This window comes from Pseudomonas sp. MPR-R2A5, assembly GCF_058793055.1.
Window position 1 is genome coordinate 217,538 of record NZ_JBXAFK010000003.1, and the last position, 21,395, is coordinate 238,932.

The following is a 21,395-nucleotide window of genomic DNA, read 5'->3' on the forward strand; positions in this document are numbered from 1 at the left end:
TACACGCTCCATGCTTGCCTCCCAATGTTTATGCACCAACCTGCGACGCGCCGCCCGTGGCGTCAGCAGGCATTACGACGGCGCTCTCGACGGCTTCGGGATCAACGTTGCCCAGTATTCTTTGCTGTGTAACTTGCAGCGCCTGGATCAACCGAGTATTTCCAGCCTGGCCGAAGCCATGGGCCTGGATCGCAGCACGTTGGGGCGTAACCTGCGGGTACTGGAGGGCGAGGGCCTGGTACGGTTGATCGAAGGGGATGACCAGCGCAACCGCCTGGTGTTGTTGACCGAAGCGGGTGAAGCACGATTGGCCGCCGCCTTGCCGGCCTGGGAAGCGGCACAGCAAAAACTGATCGATCAATTGGGCGCGGAAAAACGCGAAACCCTGTTGGCCTTGCTGGATGAACTCGCCTGAACGCGGGTTTGTTCGACTATAAGCGGGTATATACCCGCGAGCGGAGAATAAGAAATGACCTCGATGTGGCGCACCAGTGGCTGGATTCTTGTGGGGAGTGCGCTGATCCTGGCGTTGTCCTTGGGCGTGCGGCATGGCTTCGGGCTTTTCCTGGCGCCGATGAGCGCCGAATTCGGCTGGGGTCGTGAGACCTTTGCCTTTGCCATCGCCTTGCAGAACCTGATCTGGGGCCTGGCGCAACCCTTTACCGGGGCCCTGGCCGACCGCTTTGGCGCGACCAAGGCTGTGTTCATCGGCGGGGTGCTGTACGCCGCGGGGCTGGTGTTGATGGGCATGTCCGATTCGGCATGGTCGCTGTCGCTGAGTGCGGGGTTATTGATCGGTATTGGTCTGTCCGGCACATCGTTCTCGGTGATTCTTGGGGTGGTGGGCCGCGCCGTTCCGCCGGAGAAACGCAGCATGGCCATGGGCATTGCCAGCGCCGCGGGGTCTTTCGGCCAGTTCGCCATGGTGCCGGGTACCCTGGGCTTGATCAGTTGGCTGGGCTGGTCAGTAGCCTTGCTGGCGTTGGGCTTGATGGTCGCGTTGATCCTGCCGCTGGTGGCCATGCTCAAGGACCGTCCACTGCCGACCCTGGCGGGCCAGCAAACCTTGCGGGAAGCGTTGAAGGAAGCCTGTTCCCATTCCGGATTCTGGCTGCTCGCGTTCGGTTTTTTCGTCTGTGGTTTCCAGGTGGTGTTTATTGGTGTGCATCTGCCGGCGTACCTGGTGGACCAGCACCTGCCCGCCACGGTCGGTACGACGGTACTGGCGTTGATCGGCCTGTTTAATATCTTTGGCACCTACACCGCCGGTTGGCTCGGTGGGCGCATGTCCAAGCCGCGCTTGTTGACGGGGCTGTACCTGTTACGCGCGGTGGTGATCATGCTGTTCCTGTGGGCGCCGGTGACGGAAATCACGGCCTACCTGTTCGGCATGGCCATGGGCTTTTTGTGGCTGTCGACCGTACCGCTGACCAATGGCACGGTGGCGACGTTGTTCGGTGTGCGAAATCTCTCCATGCTCGGCGGGATCGTGTTCCTGTTCCACCAGCTCGGTTCGTTCCTCGGTGGCTGGCTGGGCGGGGTGGTCTATGATCGAACCGGCAACTACGATTTGATCTGGCAGGTGGCGATTCTGTTGAGCCTGCTCGCCGCCGCCCTGAACTGGCCGGTACGCGAGCGGCCGGTGGCGCGCTTGCAGGCGCAGATGGAGGCGGCATGAGTGTAGCGTTACGTGGTCTGATCCTCGTCGCGGGGTTGATCCTGGTGCTGCTGGCCTGGTGGGGCTGGCAGCATGGCGGGCTGGCGTTGATGCAACTGGGTATGGCGATCTGTTAAGTTCGTGGTCTGAATATTTTTAAGGACACACGACATGCAGATGCGTTGGCTCGCTGTACCCGTCCTGATGGCCATTGGCAGTGCCGCCCTGGCCGCCAGTTGTCCGCCGCTGCTGGAAGGCCAGTTGCCCAAGCTGCGCGCCAAGGAATCCATCGACCTGTGCCAGCGCTTTGCCGGCAAGCCCCTGGTGATCGTCAACACCGCCAGCTTCTGCGGGTTCGCCCCGCAGTTCAAAGGCCTCGAAGCGTTGTACCAACGCTACAAGGGCCAAGGGCTGGAAGTGATTGGCGTGCCGTCCGATGACTTCAAGCAGGAAGCCAAGACCGGCGAAGAGACCGCCAAGGTCTGCTACGTGAATTACGGCGTGACCTTCACCATGACCGAGCCGCAGAAGGTCAAGGGGCCGGATGCGGTGCACCTGTTCAAGGTGCTGGCGCAACAGACCAACGCGCCGAAGTGGAATTTCTACAAGTATGTGGTGGATCGCCAGGGCAAGGTGATTGCCAGCTTTTCCAGCCTGACCAAGCCGGACAGTCCGGAGTTGATCAAGGCAGTGGAAGAGGCGCTGGCGTCGAAACCCTGAGCATTGCCCATTAAAAAGCCCCGCCTCCTTTACAGGAGAGCGGGGCTTTTTAATGAGCGTTGGATCAGAACTTGTACGTCACACCCAGGCCGAAACCGTTGGCGCTGTTTTCGTACTTGGCGCTGTAGGAGCCCAGCTGGTTGGATTTATTCACTTTGACCGGCTCTTCCTTGAGGTAGGAGTAAGCCAGGTCAACAGTCATGTTATCCATCACCGCGTAACCCAGGCCAACACTGAAGATAGTCCGGTCGCCGGTTGGGATGCGTGGTGAACGGTCGGTGTTGTTGGTTGGCGATTGGTCGAAGGTCAGGCCGGTACGCAGTACCACCTGCTTGGTGACCTGGTACGAGGTGCCCACGGCGTAGGCCCAGGTGTCGTGCCAGTTCTGCGGTTCAGTGATCGTTCTGACGAGCGTAGGTGCAGCTATGCCACCGCTGGCCGCTGTCACACCTTCGTTGTTGATGGTGATGTCTTTCAAGCGACTCCAACGAGTCCAGGTCGTACCCGCATACAGCTTCCAGGCGTCATTGAGGTCTTGAGTGACCGACAAGTCCCAGGATTCCGGGGTATCCACTTTCAACGACGCATCGTAACGGTTGTTGGCCAGTACGACCGATGGCACTGTGGCAGCCTTGGTGACTTCGGTGTGGCCTTCGAGCTTGTACTTCACTTTCGAGTGATAGGTCAGGCCAACGCGCGTGGTATCAGTGGCTTGCACCAGGATACCGGCGTTAAAGCCCAGGGCGGTATCGTCGCCTTTGACTTTGACTCTGTTGTCGCCCGGGAAGCCCAGGCCGGCCAGGCTTGGCTGCGATTCCAGGGTGCCGTCGATGCGGTTGATGGTCGGACCAAAACCGATGGAAACTTTGTCGTTGAAGGCGTAGCTGACGGTCGGTTGGAAGGTGATAACCGACACTTCGCTCTTGTTGCCAAAGCCACGACCTTGGAAACCGCTTTCGTAGTCGGTCTTCAGCCCGAACGGTGCATACACCCCGAAGCCGATAGCCCATTGATCGTTAAGTTTGTTGGTGTAGAAACCGAATGGCACGGCAGTAAAAGGCACCATGTCGCCTTTGTTGGACCCGCTGGAGCGGCCGCCGGTATTTTTGATATCGGTCGAAGCATCGATCGCTGCAACACCACCGGTAATTTGCTGGCCTTCAAGGCGGGCCATACCGGCAGGGTTACCAAAGACAGTGCTTGCGTTTTCGGCAGAGGAGGAACGTCCTGCGAAACCTGTCCCCATTCCTGCGACGTCTTGTTCGTTAAGGGCAAAGCCACTTGCGAAGACGTGGGAAGAGGCCATGGCAACGGCGAGGCTAAGTGTGGTCTTGAGCATTACTTTTTTCATTATTAGAACTCCGTGGTGATCACCGCTGCGGAAAGTATCAATAAAATTAACATCGCGCTATAGGCTGTAATGCAGGAGATAGAGCCGTTTTGTAGGACAATCCGACCAAAATTCCGGTTTTTTGCCGAATCTTGCAAATTGCCCGGTCAGCAGGCCACGTGATTCATGGGTGAAACACAGGTTTGCCAGGCTTGGGCGAAATCGCGCAGCCTTCCTTGAGGGTGAAATATTTCTTTCCAGATACGTGCCATTCCCAGCACATCGCCGGGCGGTGGTAAGGCTGGGCGATGTTGTTCCACCAGCAGCCAGGCGATGGCGGTGGCGTAACGCAGGTTAACCGTTAATTCCAACTGGGGCGCACTGAGGAACGCATGTTGACTGGCCAGCCCGCGTACGAGGCTGGCGCGTTCGGGGTCCAGCGCCAGGTAGTCGTCCCAGAGCGCGCGGTGGCGGGTTTCGGTGATGCTGTACAGGCCATGGCCGCGTCGATCATGCAGGGCGGAACCCAATTCCGACTGGCTGGCGGCAATCCCCAGCAGGAGGGATTCAGCGCTCGGGTGAGGGTGGCCAAGATAAAATAACGTCGGCCTGATCACATAACGACACAATTCACTGGCGGCGATACCCATACAAGCCTCAATCCGTGAAAGTGGTCGACGATGCCTGGGAAGGGGGGGCTTGGCAGCAGTGAATCGGATCCCAGGCTCGTCGTAAGCGGATCATGCCGCTTGAGTTGAAGTGTAGTGTCATATTCGTGATGTAAAAGACTGTTTTTAAAACATCTTCTCTAATCAGTTATAACGGTTATATCTATTTGAGCTTAATCCGCGAGCGTCGGGTTCGAATTCCGGGCAATAAAAAACCCTGTGTTTTAGACAGGGTTTTTGTATTTCAGCGACTCGGGTCGATCAGGCAACCAGTGCCTGACGGGTACGCTCGATCACGGCCTGCAGCGGCTCTGCGCTGGAGTATTGATCGGGGTACAGGCGTTCGCTGTGACGAGCGATACCGTGTTCGTTGACCAGGGTGAAGCTGAAGCAGCCTTTGCGAGCGGCCATGATCAGGCAGTTCATTGGAGCAAAAGCGTTGGTAAGGGTGCGAATGGCATCCTGAGTATGGATAGTGGACATATTATTGGTGTTCCTACAAATGACACGGTTAAGAACCGTGCAACGTTAAAACGTTCCAGTGACGTTGATCACCATTGATCGAACGAAGAACCCGACTGGAACAAAGCAGCCAGTTTGAAGCGCTAATAAGTTAGGCGCGCTTGGGCTGGCAGGTAGGTACTTAGGAGGGCAGGCAACACAACAGGGGCAAAGGTTCTGGGCCCAGGGTGAAGATCCTGATCAATTTGCAGGCTGGTTCGGTCAGAGTATTGAGTCTTCGCGACACCCTTTGCTTGTTCAAAGGCCGTGTCGTCGCAAGGAATACCTGGAAACCATCGAGGTGGTCGATCCCGTGTTGTACAGGGGAGTTGTTCGACCAGAATTGACTTTCAGCTTGGTACTAACGCCGCGGATAGTAACGGATTGAAACAGGGAAAGGAAGTGTGCTAGCGAAAAAACTTTAATCAGCCGCCCAGCAGCCCGCGATATACCAGCACGGTAACCGCGGCGGCCAGCGAGCATCCCAGGCCATAGGTGGCCAGCGTCAGGCGCAGGGACTTGCCGGTTTCCACCACCTTCATCACATCGCGCATATCGTTGATCCGGCCTTCACCCAATTCGATGCACAGACTCACTGCCGTAAACGCCGCCGACAACAGGATCGCGATGGCAAACAGTGCGCCATCCGGGGAGGGCAGCGCTGCGTTGATCCCAAGCGACGTCGCGCAAATGGTCAGTAACAGTAAGGCGAACAACAGAATTCCTTTCATCGGTTCGTACACGGCTGCGCTTTAGGTGTGGGGAGTGTGGCGACCGCGGATGATTTTGAAAAGTCCCTTGGGTTGTCGCAGCGGTAACAGTTCTGGGCGAGATCGAATCAAAAAAACAGGCGATATAACCAATGGATGTGTACTTGTACACATTGGTTGCGTGATGTGTAACCTGGCTGTCAAGTGTCTTGCTGCGCCGCCATTTGCCTGGGATGAAAATTTAAGTCAATGAAAAATATCGCTTTTTTTTATTGGTGAAAAAATCGTCAGTTTGACTGCGGCCCCCGTTCCATGGGCCTTTGCGCGAGTTAAAGATGGGTTGTCCACTGAGTTATCCACAGCTTCTGTGGATTGTCCCGAGCGCTTGCTCTAGCACGGGCGTGCAGAGTTTTTTCAGCTTTACGTGTACGAAAAAAAGAGTAGAGTGGCGCGCCCTCCGGTTTGTCCCACAGTGCTTTATGAAGTTTCGCTCAGTATCACCTTCTGTTACCAGCACGCCCCCGACTGTTACCGCACCCAAGCGTTTTTCCTTGAAGGTCGCCTTGTGGCTGCTCGATAGCCCACGCCTGGGGCACAGCACTAACGTCAAGCATTTTGCCGGGCGTCTGCTGAAACAACCTGCGCGAGATGGCGTGGTGGTTGCGCAAAGCCGTCTGGGCCAACTGATGTGTCGCGAATGCGGCAGCGCCCGTGACCGCCGTATCGGCCATGACCTCTTGCGCCTGGCTGCGCGTGCCGGGGACCGGCGCGCCCAACGCGAATTGGGTCAGCTCAAAGACTGAGCTGTCTTCCGGCCCTGCGCTTGGTTAACCTTCCTCTTTTCGGTAATGACAGGAATGGCTATGGCTTTTGACTGGACCAGTATTGCCCTGGGCCTCGCCGGGGCCGCAGTGCCGCTATTGGCCGTGTGCTGGCAGCTCCAGCGGCGGTTGGTCGCGCGCATGGCCGGTTGGGAATTGCTCGAAGAGCGCCTGGCCACCGCGCAACTGGCCCAGGAAGGCCTCGCGGCTCAACTGGATGCCAGCCGCGACGAGATCAGCGACCTGAGCCAAGCCAATGCCGCCAAGCAAGCTGACCTGGCTGCCGTGCGCCGCGAAGTCGAGTTGTTGCAGATCGATCGCGACAACGCCCGTGACGCCGCCCACGCCTGGAACCTCGACCGCAGCGCCAAGGAAACCGAACTGCGCCGTCTCGACGCTTTGTCGGCTGCCCTGCGCGCCGAACTGCGCGAGCAGCAGGACAGCCATCAGCAGCGCCTCGCTGATCTACAGGGTTCGCGAGATGAGCTGCGCGCGCAGTTCGCCGAACTGGCCGGCAAGATCTTCGACGAGCGCGAGCAGCGCTTTGCCGAAACCAGCCAGGAACGTCTGGGCCAGTTGCTCGATCCACTCAAGGAGCGCATCCAGTCCTTCGAAAAACGCGTCGAAGAAAGCTATCAGAACGAGGCCCGCGAACGCTTTTCCCTGGCCAAGGAGCTTGAGCGCCTGCAACAACTGAACCTGCGTCTGTCGGACGAAGCGACAAACCTGACCCGCGCCCTCAAGGGCCAGAAAACCCAGGGTAACTGGGGTGAGCTGATCCTTGAGCGCGTGCTGGAGCATGCCGGCCTGGAGAAGGGCCGCGAGTACCAGACCCAGGTCAGCCTCAAGGGCCCGGACGGCGAGCGCTTCCAGCCGGACGTGCTGATCATGTTGCCCGGCGATAAGCAGGTGGTGGTGGACTCCAAGGTCAGCCTGACGGCCTATCAACAATACGTGGCGGCGGATGACGAGGTGATTGGCCAGGCGGCGTTGAAGCAGCATGTGCTGTCCCTGCGCAATCACGTCAAGGGCTTGGCCGGCAAGGATTACAAACGCCTGGAAGGCTTGCACAGCCTGGATTTCGTCTTGCTGTTCGTGCCGATCGAAGCGGCGTTTTCAGCGGCATTGCAGGCCGAGCCGAACCTGTTCCAGGAGGCATTCGACCGCCATATTGTCATCGTCAGCCCCACCACCTTGCTCGCCACCCTGCGGGTGATCGACAGCCTGTGGAAGCAGGAGCGCCAGAGCCAGAACGCGCGGGAAATCGCCGAGCGTGCCGGCTGGCTTTACGACAAGTTCGTACTGTTCATCCAGGACCTGGACGAAGTAGGGAGTCGGTTGCAGCAGTTGGATAAGGCTTACAGTGCGGCGCGCAACAAGCTGACAGATGGGCGCGGCAATCTGGTCAGTCGCACCGAGCAATTAAGATTGCTCGGTGCCCGCGCCAGCAAAAGCCTGCCGGCGGATTTGCTGGAGCGCGCGATGACCGACTCCGACGGCGTAGCGCACCTTCCCGAATAAACGTCATCCGAAATGTGGGAGGGGGCTTGCTCCCGATGGCGTGGGATCAGGCACGGAGGGTGTGACTGAGGCTCCGCTATCGGGAGCAAGCCCCCGCCACATTTTTAAAGCGGCAAATGCCGACTCAGCAACGCCCGCAACGCCGCCGGCTTCACCGGCTTGGCCAAGTAATCCAGCCCCGCTGCATGCACCTCGGCCACCATTTCCGGGCGGCCGTCGGCGCTGATGACCACACCGGGAATCGGTTCTGCCAACTGCGCCCGCAGCCAGCCCATCAGCTCGGTGCCGGTTTCGCCGTGGTCCAAGTGGTAATCCACCAACGCCAGTTGCGGGCGTATGCCCTCGGCCAGGAGCGCCGCGCATTGCGCCTGGTCGGTGGCGGTCCAGACCTCACAGCCCCAGCGGGTCAGCAGGCTGCGCATACCGATCAGGATGCTTTCTTCGTTATCCACGCACAGGACTTGCGCGCCGCTCAATGGCAGGCCACTTTCCTGCGGCACCTTGACCTGCGGGCTGGTCTGGATGCGCGCCAGTGGCACGCGCACACTGAACACGCTGCCCTTGCCCGGCCATGAGCGCACGCTGAGGCGATGGCCCAGCACGCGGCACAGTCCGTCAGCGATCGCCAGGCCCAGGCCCAGGCCTTTTTCCGCGCGGGTCTGGTGGCTGTCCAGGCGCTTGAATTCTTCGAAGATCACCTGCTGTTTATCCAGCGGGATGCCAGGGCCGCGGTCCCAGACTTCCAGGCACAGTTCGCCCTGGCGTCGACGTACGCCCAGCAGCACCGGGCCGTCGGCATAACGGAAGGCATTGGTGAGGAAATTCTGCAGGATCCTGCGCAGCAACTTGATATCACTGTCGACCCGCAAGCGACTGCCGCGCAGGCGGAAGCGCAAGCCTTGTTCCTGCGCCAACGCCTTGAATTCGGCGCCCAGTGTGTCGAACAGCTCGTTGAGTACAAAGGGTTGGCGCTGCGGATTGATCTTGCCGTTTTCCAAGCGCGAAATATCCAACAGGTCGCTGATCAGGTCTTCGGCCGAACGCAGCGAACTGTCCAGGTGCTGCACCAGTTGCCGGGCTTCGTTCGACAGGCCGTCGTTCTGGTGGGAAAGGGCGGCTGAGAACAGGCGTGCGGCATTCAACGGTTGCATCAGGTCATGGCTGACAGCCGCCAGGAAGCGGGTCTTCGACTGGCTGGCGGACTCGGCCGCGCCCTTGGCATCGGTCAGTGCCACATTGAGTTGCGACAGCTCATGGGTGCGCTCGGTGACCCGCCGCTCCAGGCCCTCATTGGCCTCGGTCAATGCCTGCTCGGCTTCGCGGAACGCGGTGATGTCGGTGAAGCTCATGACAAAGCCGCCGCCCGGCATCGGGTTGCCGATCAACTCGATCACTCGCCCATTCGGGAACAGGCGCTCTGAGGTGTGCGCGCGGCCCTGGCGCATCCAGTGCAGGCGGCGGGCCACGTGGACCTCGGCTTCACCTGGCCCGCACAGGCCGCGTTCGGCGTTGTAGCGAATGATGTCGGCAATCGGTCGGCCGACGCTGATCAAGCCTTCGGGGTAGTTGAACAGTTCCAGGTAACGGCGGTTCCAGGCCACCAGCTTGAGTGACTGGTCTACCACGCTGATGCCTTGGGTGATGTTTTCGATCGCGCCTTGCAGCAAGGCCCGGTTGAACTGCAACACCTCGGAGGCTTCGTCGGCGATCCGCACGACGTCTTCCAGCTGCATTTCCCGGCCTTCAATCGCCGCTTTCACCACCGCACGTGTCGAAGACGCACCGAGTACACCGGCCAACAGACGCTCGGTGTGCGCGATCCAATCGTTGTCGGCATTCTGGTTGGGGTTGAAGCCCTTGCCTTGGCGATAGGCAAAGCGGATAAAACTCTGCTGGGCGCGTTCCTCGCCGACAAAGCGTGCCGCGAGGCTGAGCAGGTCGCTGATCTGTACCGACAGCATCGAGCGGGCGCTGGCGCGCTGGCTGGTTTCCTGGCCGATGAAGCGCCCGGCCTGCCAGTGCTCGGAGACGCGTGTACGCGACAGCATCGAAACCCAGACGAACAAGGTGAAATTACCCGCCAGGGAGAACACGGTGCCCAGGGTCAGCGACGTGACCGAGAAGCCCAGTGGGTGCGAATGCAGCCAGGTCAAGCCAGGGAATAGGCTGAAGGACCAGCCGAGACTTTTCGCTGTAACCGGTAGGACCAAGGTGTAGAACCACAGGAACGTACCGGCCGCCAAGCCGGCAAACACCCCCCGCCGGTTGGCCTGCTTCCAATACAGTGCGCCAAGCATGGCGGGTGCCAGTTGGGTCACGGCGGCGAAGGCGATCTGGCCGATGGTCGCCAGGCTCGCCGTGGAGCCGAGCAGGCGATAGCTGACGTAGGCCAGCAACAGGATGATCACAATGCTGACCCGACGTACCGACAGCATCCAGTGGCGGAACACTTCGAAAGGGCGCTCGGCACTGGAGCGGCGCAATAACCAGGGCAGCAGCATGTCGTTGGAGACCATGGTCGACAACGCGATGCTGGCGACAATCACCATGCCGGTGGCGGCCGATGCACCGCCGATAAAGGCGAGTACGGCAAGGGCCGGATGGGCTTCGGCCAAGGGCAGGCTGATCACATAAGAGTCGGGCAGCACCGAACCGGGCAGGAGCATTTTGCCGCCCAGGGCAATCGGCACGACAAACAGCGCGGCAAGGATCAGGTAGGCGGGGAATACCCATTTGGCCAGGCGTAGATCCTGAGGGTCGATGTTTTCCACCACGGTGACGTGAAACTGCCGGGGCAGGCAGATGATTGCCATCATGGCCACGCCGGTCTGCACCACCATCGAAGGCCAGTTGACGGTTTCTTTCCAGTATTCCTCCAGGCGGGGCGCGAGCATCGCCTGGCTGAACAGGTCGCCGAAACCGTCGTACAGGCCGTAAGTGACAAACGCGCCGACGGCGAGAAACGCGAACAGCTTGACCAACGACTCAAAGGCAATCGCCAGCACCATGCCGCGGTGGTGTTCGGTGGCGTCGAGGTTGCGGGTACCGAATACGATAGTGAACAGCGCGAGCACCAGTGACACGATCAACGCGGTGTCCTGGGCGCGGGTGCCGGTGGTGTCGGCGCCCGAGCCGATCAGCAGGTTCACGCCCAGCACAATGCCTTTGAGCTGCAGGGCGATATAGGGCAGTACGCCCACCAGGCAGATCAGCGCGACCACCACGGCCAGCGATTGGGATTTGCCATAGCGAGCGGCGATAAAGTCGGCGATGGAGGTGATGTTTTCCTGCTTGCTGATCAGCACCATCTTTTGCAGGACCCACGGTGCAAACACAAGCAATAGCACCGGCCCCAGGTAGATCGGTAAAAATGCCCACAGTTGTTCGGCGGCCTGGCCTACGGCGCCGAAGAACGTCCAACTGGTGCAATACACGGCCAGCGACAGGCTATAGACCCACGCGCGCATACGCGGTGGCAGCGGCGCGTGGCGGCGGTCACCGTAAAAAGCGATGGCAAACATAATGGCCATATAGGCCAGGGCAACGGCGGCGATCAGCCCGCTGGACAGCGTCATGGTAACTCCGGACAGAAGAACACCCAGGCATTCCGGGCCCGGTTGGACAGTCTCGCATGATGCATGGGGTTAGTCAGTGTCGACCAAGGTCGTGTGGGATCTTATGTCGCATGCCCGCTGATATTGACTGCTGGCACGAGACACGCACTTACCTCGGTGGCAGGGTTTTCTGGCGCAGGATGTAGATCGTCACCAGCACGGCGCTGGTCAGCATGAAGCCGCGAGCCCAGGGCAAGGGTACCAGGTAGCAGGAGAAACCGATGCTCAACCACATCAGGCCAATGGCGTAGACCTTGCCCTTGAGCGGGATGCCATTGCCGTCGAGATAGTCGCGAATCCAAGGGCCCAGGCGCGGGTGCTCCACCAGCCAGCGGTAGAAACGCGGGGAGCTGCGTGCGAAGCAGGCGGCGGCGAGCAGGAGAAAGGGCGTGGTCGGCAAGACCGGCAGGAAAATACCGATGACCCCCAGCGCCACGCTCAACCAGCCGATGGCCAGCAGCACGTAGCGCAGGAGCAACGAGCGGTTGCCCATGGGTGTCACGGGCAAACGACTCAGTGGTGGCGTGGCTTGAGGATCGCCGGTTTTTCGTCAGGGGCGTTGCACAGCAGGTACAGGGCGGTGAGCGCTTCCGGAATCTGTACGATCATGTCGTCCATCAGGTTGGCGTCGGCGGCGATGTCGGAGAACTCCGGCTGGTCGTCGAACAGGCCCGAACCGACCATGATGGGCAGCAGCATTTCGCTGACTTCTTCCTCGGCGGTTTCGAACCAGGCGGCTTCACGCAGGAATACGCCTTCCATGAAGCCGATGCACCAGCCGCGCAGGTCGGAGTCGTCTGGCTCTTCACCCAGGTCGAGGTCACACGGCAGTTCGAACTCTTCATCGGAGGCCAGTTGGCGACCGATGTGGGCCTTCAGGGCCACCAGGGTGGCTTCGATTTCTTCACGCTGGGCGGCGTCGGCGTAGTGCGGCTCTTCGGCGAACAAGGCGTCGATCCACTCACGGTCCGGCACGATGTCGGAGGAGATCGACAAGGCGGTCAGGTAGCCGTGGGCGGCCACATAGTCCAGCGCCTCGTCATGCAGCTCATCGGCGTCGAGGAAGGCTTGCAGGCGGGTTAGTTGCTCAGCGAAGGACATTGAAGGACTACCTTGGGAATAAACGATGCTGAATTCTAGGCTTTCTTGAGCGCCCAGGCCAGCCGCACTGCATATTTGCCAGGTTTTAGAGACGGACGTCTATTCGTCAGTCGCGCCCTTTGCCGGATGACCCTCGGGTATACTGCCGCGTTTTGTGATGCCCCGCAGGCCAGGCACCAGGCCGAGAAAACTTCGTTTACGGATTATTTTCCGTGAAGCCGCGTTTTCTCGGCCAGCCTGTACTGAGGGTTTCGGCACTTTTTTGGAGTTTTACATGCTCGAGCAGGCTCAACGCGTCCTCAAGGACATCTTCGGCTACGACAGTTTTCGTGGCCGCCAGGGTGCGATCATTGAGCGCGTGGCCAGTGGCGGTGATGCCCTGGTCCTGATGCCTACCGGCGGCGGCAAGTCGTTGTGTTTCCAGGTGCCCGCCTTGCTGCGTAACGGCCTGGCCGTGGTGGTGTCGCCGTTGATTGCGTTGATGGACGACCAGGTGGCGACCCTGGAGGAACTCGGTGTGGCGGCCGCGTCATTGAACTCCACCCTCAGCGCCGAACAGCAGCGCGACCTGGCCGCGCGCATCAAGCGCGGCGAAGTGAAAATGCTCTACCTCGCCCCAGAGCGCCTGGTGCAGCCACGCATGCTGGCCTTCCTGCAAAGCCTGGAAATCGCCCTGTTCGCCATCGACGAAGCCCACTGCGTTTCGCAATGGGGGCACGATTTCCGTCGCGAATACCTGCAATTGGGCCAGTTGGCAGAGTTGTTCCCCGACGTCCCGCGCATCGCGCTGACCGCCACCGCCGACAAGCGCACCCGCGAAGAGATTGTCGAGCGCCTGCATTTACAGAATGCCGAGCGCTTCCTGTCGAGCTTCGACCGACCGAATATTTTCTACCGCATCGTGCCCAAGGAGCAGCCACGCAAGCAGTTGCTGGCGTTCCTGTCCGAGCGGCGCAGCGATGCGGGCATTGTCTATTGCCTGTCGCGCAAGAAAGTCGATGAAGTGGCCGCCTTCCTGTGCGAGCAGGGTTACCCGGCGCTGCCGTACCACGCCGGCCTGCCCAATGAAACGCGCTCCGCCCACCAGAAACGCTTCCTCAACGAGGAAGGCCTGATCATGGTGGCAACCATCGCCTTCGGCATGGGGATCGACAAGTCCAACGTGCGCTTCGTGGCGCATATGGACCTGCCCAAGTCCCTCGAGGCTTACTACCAGGAAACCGGGCGTGCCGGCCGTGACGGGCTGCCAGCGGATGCCTGGATGGTCTATGGCCTGCAAGACGTGGTGATGCTCAAGCAGATGCTGCAGAACTCCGAGGGTGACGAACGCCACAAGCGCCTGGAACAGCACAAGCTCGACGCCATGTTGTCGCTGTGCGAAGAGACGCGCTGCCGCCGCCAGACCCTGTTGGCGTACTTCGACGAAGACATGCCCGAGCCGTGCGGTCACTGTGACAATTGCGTCGACGGCGTACAGACCTGGGACGCCACCGAACCGGCACGCCAGGGGTTGTCAGCGATCTACCGTACTGGCCAGCGTTATGGCGTGGGCCATCTGGTGGACGTATTGCTGGGCAAAGACAACGAAAAAGTGCGCAGCTTCGGTCACGAAAAACTCTCGGTCTATGGCGTCGGCAAGGCACGGGCCGAAGGCGAGTGGCGTTCACTGTTCCGACAGATGGTCGCGCGCGGCCTGGTTGATATCGACATCGAGGGCTACGGCGGCCTGCGCCTGAACGACAGTTGCCGGCCGCTGCTCAAGGGCGAAGTGAGCCTGGAACTGCGTCGCGACCTCAAGCCGCAAACCACCGCCAAGAGCAGCACCAGCCAGGCCAGCCAACTGGTGCGTGGCGAAGAACGCGAGCAGTGGGAAGCCTTGCGCACCCTGCGGCGCAAACTGGCACAGGAACACAGCGTGCCGCCTTACGTCATCTTCCCCGACTCGACCCTGTTGGAGATGCTGCGCGAGCAACCCACCACCCTGGCCGAGATGGCCCGGGTCAGCGGCGTGGGTGCGCGCAAGCTGGAGCGTTATGGCCAAGCCTTCCTCGAAGTGCTCGGCGGCCAGGCCGAGGCGCCGAAGGAAGTCGCCGATATTCGCCATGAATTGATCAGCCTGGCACGCGCCGGCATGACCCCGATTCAGATCGCCGGCCAACTGCAATGTTCGGAGAAAAACGTCTACACCCTGTTGGCTGAATCCATCGGCAAGCAACAGCTGTCCCTGGAGCAGGCCCTTGATTTGCCGGAAGATTTGCTCGGCGAAATCCAAGACGCCTTCCTCGATGGAGAAGGCGAATTGCCAGCCGTTTCGGAGATTGCGCCGCTGTTTACCGGGCGTGTGCCTGAGGGTGTTTTGTACTGTGTTCGGGCGGCATTGCAGTCGGAATTCGAAATTTAGTGTGCCAATTACGACAATGTAACGAATCAGTACATAGCAGACCTTGCCTACTGACATGGCTCATGCTTAGCTGACTAATAATTAGCCATACTTTATTTTCAGTCTAACCCATGAGTTTTTTATGCCGTTAACCGATCAACACCGTTTTGGCATGCAGTTGGCGCAAATGTCCCGAGGTTGGCGCGCCGAGCTGGACCGCCGTCTGGCCGGGCTGGGCTTGTCCCAGGCGCGCTGGCTGGTGCTGTTGCACCTGGCTCGTTTCGAAGAAGCACCGACGCAACGCGAGTTGGCGCAAAGCGTCGGCGTGGAAGGCCCGACCCTGGCACGTTTGCTCGATAGCCTGGAAGGCCAGGGCCTGGTGCAGCGCCAGGCCGTGGTGGAAGACCGCCGTGCCAAGCGTATTCTGCTATGCGATAGCGCCCGCCCCTTGATCGAGCAGATCGAGACCATTGCCACTGCCTTGCGCCATGAACTGTTCGTGGGCGTGGATGAAGAAGATATGCGCGTGTGCATGCGGGTGCATGGGCATATCCTGGCGAATCTGGAAAAGTCCTGACACGGCTGGATCCAGGGCGTGTTGTGGCGAGTGAGTGTGTACCCTCGCCACAACACGCCGGCTCCTGCGGTTGATGCGTCAGAACGTCTGCCCCAGGTTCAAGTAAACCGCCTGCTGACTATCATCATTGAACCCATAGCTGAAGTTCAGTGGCCCCAATGGCGTATCAAACCCGAGGAAAATACTCGCGGCATTGATATAGCCGCTGTCGAATTCATTGTCGTTGTTCCACGCCCGGCCCCGTTCCAGGGAGGCGCCCAGGTACAGCGGGAAATCCAGTGGCAGGTATGAGCGCGGCGTCAGGCGGCGGTAGTACACCGCCCGCATCAAGCTGATGTTCTGCCCCGAAATCGCATCCTGGCGAAAGCCCGACAATTGCCGCGCCCCGCCGAGCAGAAAGCTGGAAATCACCACATCCGAGTTATCCAGGGTCCGCCCGTAGCGCCCGCCCAGCACCAGGGTGTCGGGGCCGCTGCTCATGGCCTTGTCCAGCTTGAATTCCCATTGCCGGTACCGCTGGTCCGAGCCCAGCCCCGGCTCGAATTCCCGGAATGCCAGGCCGATGTCTTCACCGCTGTGCGGGAAGTACACGTTGTCGAGGGAGTCGAAGGAGTACTTCAACTCATAGAAGCCTTCGCTGAAGCTCACGCTCGGCAGGTCTCGGTCGCCGATGCGCACATCGGCCTTGCCCCAGGCCTCGCCGACACCGAAGCGGATCTCACCGCTGTTGCCGATCTGCCGCCCGACATTCAACCCGAAACCATAGCGTTCCAGGCGGTATTCGGAGATGGGGTCGTTGTCCAGGATCAGCTCGACGTTCTGCGCCTGGGCACTCAGATAGGGGGCGACGAAGTAACGTGAGCCGGTGTCCATCGGCTGGTAGAACTCGCTGTACAGTTCCTGCCGGTCGCCGATCTGCACTCGCGTCAGCCATTCTGCGCCGAGGCGGTTGATGCCGTTCATACGGTAGCTGGCGCCGAGGTTGAAAGCGCTGTCGCCGCGCATATCGTCCGACAGGTTCAAGCCCAGGCGCAGGTAATCGGTGCCGCTGCGTTTGCCGCGCGCGCTGATCACCAGGGTATTGTCGTGGCCTTTCTTGACCACGCGGTATTGCACCTGCTCGAAGTAGTCCAGGCCGTACAAGGTGCCCATGTCCGTTTGCAGGCGGCCCAGGTTCAGCGGCTCACCCAGGGGTTGGCGGATGTAGTAGCGGATCACGTCATCGCTGACTTTCGAGTCGTTCTCCACCGTGATGGCGGTGATCACCGGCGTGCGTTCGCCCGGAGTGCGCGCAGCGACCAGTTCCGGGTCGATCGGTTCGGCAGGGCGCAGGTGGGCCAGGCGTACGTCGAGGGCGCGGGTGGCGCGGTAGCCGGCGTCGATCATGTCCTTGGCGCGGCCGAAGTCCGTCACGCCGTAGGCGGCCAGTGGTGGTTGGATCAGCACATCCTTGGGGTGCAGGGCCTTGAGTTGTTCTTCGGAGTTACGTCGGGTCATCAGGGTGATGGACTGGTTGAGCACATCCACCACCGTGGCCAGTTGCTTGCGCGAGCGCAGCGGCGTGCCGATGTCGACCACGATGGCGATGTCGACACCCATCTCCCGCGCCACGTCCAGGGGGATGTTGTCGGTCATGCCGCCGTCCACCAGCAGCCGGCCATCCAACTCGACCGGGGCGAACACGGCCGGGATCGACATGCTGGCGCGGATCACCTGGGGCAGGAGGCCCTTGCGGAACACCACTTTTTCGCCAGTGGTGATGTCCGTGGCTACGGCGCGGAACGGGATGGGGAGCTTGTCGAAATTGCGGATGTTACTGGTGTGGGCAAACATGCTTTCTAGCAGCAGCGCCAGGTTCTGTCCCTGGATCACCCCGAGGGGCAGGCCCAGGCTGCCGTCATCGCGGAAACTGAGCTTCTGTTTGACCAGGAAATCCCGGTCATCCTGCTTGCGCCGGAACGGCACGTCCTCGCGAGGCGGCGCGTCGGAGAGGGCTTGCTGCCAGTCGATGCCCAGTGCCAGTTTTTCCAGTTCGTCGATCTTGTAACCCGACGCATACAGCCCACCGATCACCGCCCCCATGCTGGTACCCGCAATCGCATCGATATGAATCCCCTGTTCCTCCAGGGCCTTGAGCACGCCGATATGGGCCAGGCCGCGCGCGGCGCCACCGGACAGTACCAGGCCGATTTTCGGGCGCGGCGCGTCGGCGGCGTGGGCGAGGAGGGGGAGAAGGCACAGGAACAGGCAGGACAGCAGGCGGCGCATCATGAATCTCGAGGCTGGGCGATAAAGGCCGGTATTATAGCCACTCGACCCTCCGAGCCCGTTACGCCAGGAACCTGTCAAGTTATGTCCGTCAGCAAACCCGAAATCGTCATCACCTACTGCACCCAGTGCCAATGGCTGCTTCGCGCCGCATGGCTGGCCCAGGAGCTGCTGAGCACCTTTGCCGATGACCTGGGCAAAGTGTCGCTGGCGCCCGCCACGGGAGGGGCGTTTCGCATCACCTGCGACGGCGTGCAGATCTGGGAGCGCAAGGCCGATGGCGGCTTCCCGGAGGCCAAGGTACTCAAGCAGCGTGTGCGCGACCAGATCGACCCGCAGCGTGACCTGGGGCACAACGATCGTACGCAGTAAAGGTCACCGTCCTGGCAGGATAGTGACCCACTGCCGCGTGCCTACTTGGCAGCCATCTGGTTCTTGATGAAGCCCACGATCCACGTCAGCACCAGGCCACCGATGCCGCCGCCGACAATATTGCTGCCGACCGCCGCCACATCCAGTGCTTCGCCACCGGAGGTGCCCGTCAGTGCGGAGACCACCTGGCCCAGCACCAGGCCGCCGACCCCGCCAAGAAAGGTATTGAGCCCGGTGCCCAGGCTCTGTTTGGTCATGCCGGCCAGATTACCGCCGACGGCACCGCTGATGATCTGAATCAGCAAGCTGATGAGTGTTTCCATGATGCAGCTCCTGCATAGCGTTAATGGCGTGACCACTCGCTTGCAGCAACTTCAAAGGGCATGGCTGTCGTCGAGGAGTCTTTATCCGTTGAACGACGACAGACTGTTGCGGATGGGCCAAGTATAGATCAGGCCGTCGCTGCCGGCTGTTTGGCCTGGCTGGCACTGCCCATCAGGCCGGAGAGGACGATGGCGACAATGATCAGCGCGCCGCCCAGCAGCATGCGCAAGGTCGGGGTTTCGGCGAACAGCAGCCACGCCACCGTGATGCCATAGACCGGTTCCATGGCGAACACCACCGAGGCGGTGCGCGCCTTGATCACCGCGAGGCTGGCGACAAACAGGCTGTGGGCCAACCCGGTACAGAACACTCCAAGCAGCCCGATCCACAGCCAGTCCATGGCCCGCACATCCGCCAGCCCTGGTGCCGCCACGGGCAACAGGCACACGGCGACCACCACGTTCTGGCACAGCGCCGCCTGTACCGCCGGAATCCGTCCGGAGCTGGCGCGGTTGTTCAGCGACAGCAAGGAAAACAGCAGCCCCGAGACAATCCCCCACAGCAGGCCGCCCGTGGCTTCGCTGGCGAGGTTGAAGTCTGGCGTGACCAGCACCAGGCCGACGGTCACCAGCGCGACCAGCAGCACTTCATTGGCGCGGATCCGCTCGCGGAAGATCAAGCCCTCGAGGATCACAGTGAACGCCGGGAATGCGGTAAACCCCAGGGTTGCCACCGCGACGCCAGCAACCTTGACCGCCATGAAGAACGTCACCCAATGTGCGGCCAGCAACACGCCACTGACCAGCAGCCGGCGCCAGTCGCGCATTTGCAACGTCTTCCAGGGGGCGTTGCTGGCGAAGCGCGCGAAGACCGCCAGGGCCAACACCGCAAACGCGGCGCGGCCGAACACGATGATGGCCGGCGAGGCGGCCGCCAGCTTGCCGAATACGCCGGTGAGGCCAAACATCAGTGCGCCGATATGCAGGGCGCCGAGGGCTGAACGGGGAGTCATTGCGATCCTTGAACCAACGGGGTGACAGGATCGCAGTCTAGAGGGTGGACGGTGTGGGTGTCTGTCGTGCGGCTCGCGATTTTTAGCGCAGGACTCGCGTGTGCACCGAACGCCGCAAGGCGCCGGGGGAGGCGCCGAACTCACGCAACATTGCCGCGGCAAACGCACTCTGCGAGGCATAGCCGACGCGTGCGGCGATCTCGCCGATGGGCAGCGGGGTGTCGCGCAGCAGGCCCAGTGCCCTGTGCAGGCGACGGCTGCGGATATAGTCCATGGGCGTCTGCCCGCACTCGGCCATGAATCGCGCATGCAGGCGCGCCACCGAAAGGTCGGCGATGCGCGCCAGGTCAGCGACCTGCAGGGGATGGGCGGCGTGCCGCTCGATATGGGCATTGAACGCGGCGTAGGGCAGGCGCCGGCCCGGCGTGAGGGGCGCCTGCGGATGATTGAGGCTGGCGAGTAACAACACCGCGCCTTGCTGGGCGATCAGCGGGTCACTCACCGGGCTGTGCGCCAGCCATTGCACCAACTGGTGTTGCCGGGTATCCAGGGTCAGGCGGGCCGGTTGATCGAGCAGGCGGCGGCTGGCATCGGCATGCTCGCCCAACGATTGCAGCACCCAGTGTTCGGTGGGCACGTCGAGCACCAGGCAGCGGCTGCCATCGCGGCTACCGCAGGCGTGATGCGCAGAGAAGGGCAGCACCATCACACTGCTCTCATGCACCTGGCTGCCACGGCCATCGACTTCCAGGTCCAAATGGCCGGACAGGCCGAACACCAGCTGCGCGTGGTCATGGCTGTGGGCAATGGGCGCTTCGAGGTAGTGGCGGAGCGTGAGGGACGGTTGCATCGCGGTCTCCTGGGCAGCAGGGCGCCAGTCTACAACGCTTCGCCCTCGGTGGGCGCTGTCATCAGACTGACGCACAGCTGTCATGGGCTATTCACCGCCTGGGCGCAAGCTCGCAAAAACAGCGTCGAGGGATGCCCATGACCAGTGCCGAGTTCACCCCGCCCAGCCGTAAGCAGCGCGTGCGTACCCTGTGGATTTCCGATGTGCACCTGGGCACCCGGGATTGCCAGGCCGAACACCTGTCGCAGTTTCTCAAGGGGTACCACGCCGACAAGGTCTACCTGGTCGGCGATATCATCGACGGCTGGAAGCTGCGTGGCGGCATGTATTGGCCCCAGGCCCACACCAATGTGATCCGCCGCTTGCTGACCATGGCCAAGCGCGGCACCGAGGTGATCTACGTCACCGGCAACCACGATGAGTTCCTGCGTCGCTATTCCACGCTGATCCTGGGCAACATCCAACTGGTGGACGAGGCCGTGCATGTCACCGCCGATGGCCGGCACTTGCTGGTGATCCATGGCGACCAGTTCGATGTGATCACCCGCTATCACCGTTGGCTGGCGTTCCTCGGCGACTCGGCCTACGAGTTCACGCTGACGTTGAACCGTTGGCTCAATCATTGGCGCGCGCGGTATGGCTACGGCTACTGGTCGCTGTCAGCGTACCTGAAGCACAAGGTGAAAACCGCCGTGAGCTTTATCAGCGACTTTGAAGAAGCCATCGCCCATGAAGTGACCAAGCGTGAACTGCACGGCGTGGTGTGCGGGCATATCCATCACGCGGAAATTCGCAAGGTGGGTGAGGTCGATTACCTCAACTGCGGGGATTGGGTGGAGTCGTGCACGGCGTTGATCGAACACTGGGATGGGCATATCGAGTTGTATCGGTTGGCCGATGCGCAGGCCAAAGAGGCACAGCTCAAGGCCGAGATGATCACCAACTGAAGGCCAACCACAGTCCAGATGT

20 protein-coding genes are annotated in these 21,395 nt (G+C 61.0%); 9 read left to right on the plus strand and 11 right to left on the minus strand.

Annotated elements, in window-relative coordinates:
• Positions 1-10 precede the first annotated feature (10 nt).
• From AC1Q6I_RS03730 to AC1Q6I_RS03740, 3 genes are all read left to right on the plus strand, one after another.
• On the plus strand, positions 11-415 hold the full coding sequence (locus AC1Q6I_RS03730; RefSeq protein ID WP_024076757.1) for a MarR family winged helix-turn-helix transcriptional regulator: 405 nt from the start codon (positions 11-13) through the stop codon (positions 413-415).
• Positions 416-478: 63 nt separating this feature from the next.
• Complete coding sequence (locus AC1Q6I_RS03735) at positions 479-1,678, plus strand: MFS transporter (protein ID WP_162163611.1); 1,200 nt, start codon at positions 479-481, stop codon at positions 1,676-1,678.
• Between the two features lie 150 nt (positions 1,679-1,828).
• Positions 1,829-2,377 carry a glutathione peroxidase gene (locus AC1Q6I_RS03740; protein ID WP_024076754.1) on the plus strand — a complete coding sequence of 183 codons (549 nt, stop codon included), beginning with the start codon at positions 1,829-1,831 and terminating at the stop codon, positions 2,375-2,377.
• A 64-nt stretch (positions 2,378-2,441) separates the two neighbouring features.
• Here AC1Q6I_RS03740 and AC1Q6I_RS03745 read toward each other — a convergent pair whose 3' ends face one another.
• The 4 genes from AC1Q6I_RS03745 to AC1Q6I_RS03760 all read right to left on the minus strand — a co-directional run bounded on the left by AC1Q6I_RS03745 (position 2,442) and on the right by AC1Q6I_RS03760 (position 5,607).
• A complete protein-coding gene (locus tag AC1Q6I_RS03745; protein WP_024076753.1) occupies positions 2,442-3,728 on the minus strand; it encodes an OmpP1/FadL family transporter in 1,287 nt (428 codons plus the stop codon).
• Between the two features lie 146 nt (positions 3,729-3,874).
• Complete coding sequence (locus AC1Q6I_RS03750; protein ID WP_024076752.1) at positions 3,875-4,357, minus strand: hypothetical protein; 483 nt, start codon at positions 4,355-4,357, stop codon at positions 3,875-3,877.
• Between the two features lie 279 nt (positions 4,358-4,636).
• Entirely contained in the window at positions 4,637-4,858 is a 222-nt protein-coding gene (locus AC1Q6I_RS03755; RefSeq protein ID WP_024076751.1) for a hypothetical protein, read from the minus strand.
• A 443-nt stretch (positions 4,859-5,301) separates the two neighbouring features.
• Positions 5,302-5,607 (minus strand): hypothetical protein, encoded by a 306-nt coding sequence (locus tag AC1Q6I_RS03760; RefSeq protein WP_069077446.1) that lies wholly within the window; start codon positions 5,605-5,607, stop codon positions 5,302-5,304.
• Positions 5,608-6,065: 458 nt separating this feature from the next.
• Here AC1Q6I_RS03760 and AC1Q6I_RS03765 point away from each other — a divergent pair, with 458 nt between their 5' ends.
• Together AC1Q6I_RS03765 and AC1Q6I_RS03770 are read left to right on the plus strand one after the other, a co-directional pair.
• Positions 6,066-6,389, plus strand: a complete 324-nt coding sequence (locus AC1Q6I_RS03765; protein WP_024076749.1) for an SEL1-like repeat protein — start codon at positions 6,066-6,068, stop codon at positions 6,387-6,389.
• 174 nt (positions 6,390-6,563) lie between these two features.
• The gene (locus AC1Q6I_RS03770) at positions 6,564-7,928 is read left to right on the plus strand and encodes a DNA recombination protein RmuC (protein ID WP_168233204.1); all 1,365 of its coding nucleotides are present in this window, start codon (positions 6,564-6,566) and stop codon (positions 7,926-7,928) included.
• 104 nt (positions 7,929-8,032) lie between these two features.
• Here the strand turns inward: AC1Q6I_RS03770 and AC1Q6I_RS03775 are convergent, their stop codons facing one another.
• From AC1Q6I_RS03775 to AC1Q6I_RS03785, 3 genes are all read right to left on the minus strand, one after another.
• Complete coding sequence (locus AC1Q6I_RS03775) at positions 8,033-11,503, minus strand: hybrid sensor histidine kinase/response regulator (protein WP_024076747.1); 3,471 nt, start codon at positions 11,501-11,503, stop codon at positions 8,033-8,035.
• 148 nt (positions 11,504-11,651) lie between these two features.
• Complete coding sequence (locus AC1Q6I_RS03780) at positions 11,652-12,035, minus strand: YbaN family protein (RefSeq protein ID WP_041160992.1); 384 nt, start codon at positions 12,033-12,035, stop codon at positions 11,652-11,654.
• Positions 12,036-12,055: 20 nt separating this feature from the next.
• The gene (locus AC1Q6I_RS03785; RefSeq protein WP_024076745.1) at positions 12,056-12,643 is read right to left on the minus strand and encodes a UPF0149 family protein; all 588 of its coding nucleotides are present in this window, start codon (positions 12,641-12,643) and stop codon (positions 12,056-12,058) included.
• 274 nt (positions 12,644-12,917) lie between these two features.
• On the opposite strand from AC1Q6I_RS03785, the gene recQ reads away from it, so the two are divergent.
• Both recQ and AC1Q6I_RS03795 read left to right on the plus strand, forming a co-directional pair.
• The gene (gene recQ, locus AC1Q6I_RS03790; protein WP_024076744.1) at positions 12,918-15,044 is read left to right on the plus strand and encodes a DNA helicase RecQ; all 2,127 of its coding nucleotides are present in this window, start codon (positions 12,918-12,920) and stop codon (positions 15,042-15,044) included.
• A 121-nt stretch (positions 15,045-15,165) separates the two neighbouring features.
• The gene (locus tag AC1Q6I_RS03795) at positions 15,166-15,600 is read left to right on the plus strand and encodes a MarR family transcriptional regulator (RefSeq protein ID WP_024076743.1); all 435 of its coding nucleotides are present in this window, start codon (positions 15,166-15,168) and stop codon (positions 15,598-15,600) included.
• Between the two features lie 78 nt (positions 15,601-15,678).
• Here AC1Q6I_RS03795 and AC1Q6I_RS03800 read toward each other — a convergent pair whose 3' ends face one another.
• Positions 15,679-17,868 (minus strand): patatin-like phospholipase family protein, encoded by a 2,190-nt coding sequence (locus AC1Q6I_RS03800; RefSeq protein WP_102624212.1) that lies wholly within the window; start codon positions 17,866-17,868, stop codon positions 15,679-15,681.
• Positions 17,869-17,952: 84 nt separating this feature from the next.
• On the opposite strand from AC1Q6I_RS03800, the gene AC1Q6I_RS03805 reads away from it, so the two are divergent.
• A complete protein-coding gene (locus AC1Q6I_RS03805) occupies positions 17,953-18,240 on the plus strand; it encodes an Rdx family protein (protein ID WP_024076741.1) in 288 nt (95 codons plus the stop codon).
• 41 nt (positions 18,241-18,281) lie between these two features.
• On the opposite strand, the gene AC1Q6I_RS03810 is transcribed toward AC1Q6I_RS03805, so the two are convergent.
• The 3 genes from AC1Q6I_RS03810 to AC1Q6I_RS03820 form a co-directional block, all read right to left on the minus strand.
• On the minus strand, positions 18,282-18,563 hold the full coding sequence (locus AC1Q6I_RS03810; protein WP_102624213.1) for a hypothetical protein: 282 nt from the start codon (positions 18,561-18,563) through the stop codon (positions 18,282-18,284).
• A 128-nt stretch (positions 18,564-18,691) separates the two neighbouring features.
• Positions 18,692-19,576: a DMT family transporter gene (locus AC1Q6I_RS03815; RefSeq protein ID WP_024076738.1), complete on the minus strand. Its 885-nt coding sequence runs from the start codon at positions 19,574-19,576 to the stop codon at positions 18,692-18,694.
• An 82-nt stretch (positions 19,577-19,658) separates the two neighbouring features.
• Positions 19,659-20,426 carry an AraC family transcriptional regulator gene (locus AC1Q6I_RS03820; protein ID WP_069076749.1) on the minus strand — a complete coding sequence of 256 codons (768 nt, stop codon included), beginning with the start codon at positions 20,424-20,426 and terminating at the stop codon, positions 19,659-19,661.
• Positions 20,427-20,563: 137 nt separating this feature from the next.
• Here AC1Q6I_RS03820 and AC1Q6I_RS03825 point away from each other — a divergent pair, with 137 nt between their 5' ends.
• The gene (locus AC1Q6I_RS03825) at positions 20,564-21,373 is read left to right on the plus strand and encodes a UDP-2,3-diacylglucosamine diphosphatase (protein WP_024076736.1); all 810 of its coding nucleotides are present in this window, start codon (positions 20,564-20,566) and stop codon (positions 21,371-21,373) included.
• Positions 21,374-21,395 lie beyond the last annotated feature (22 nt).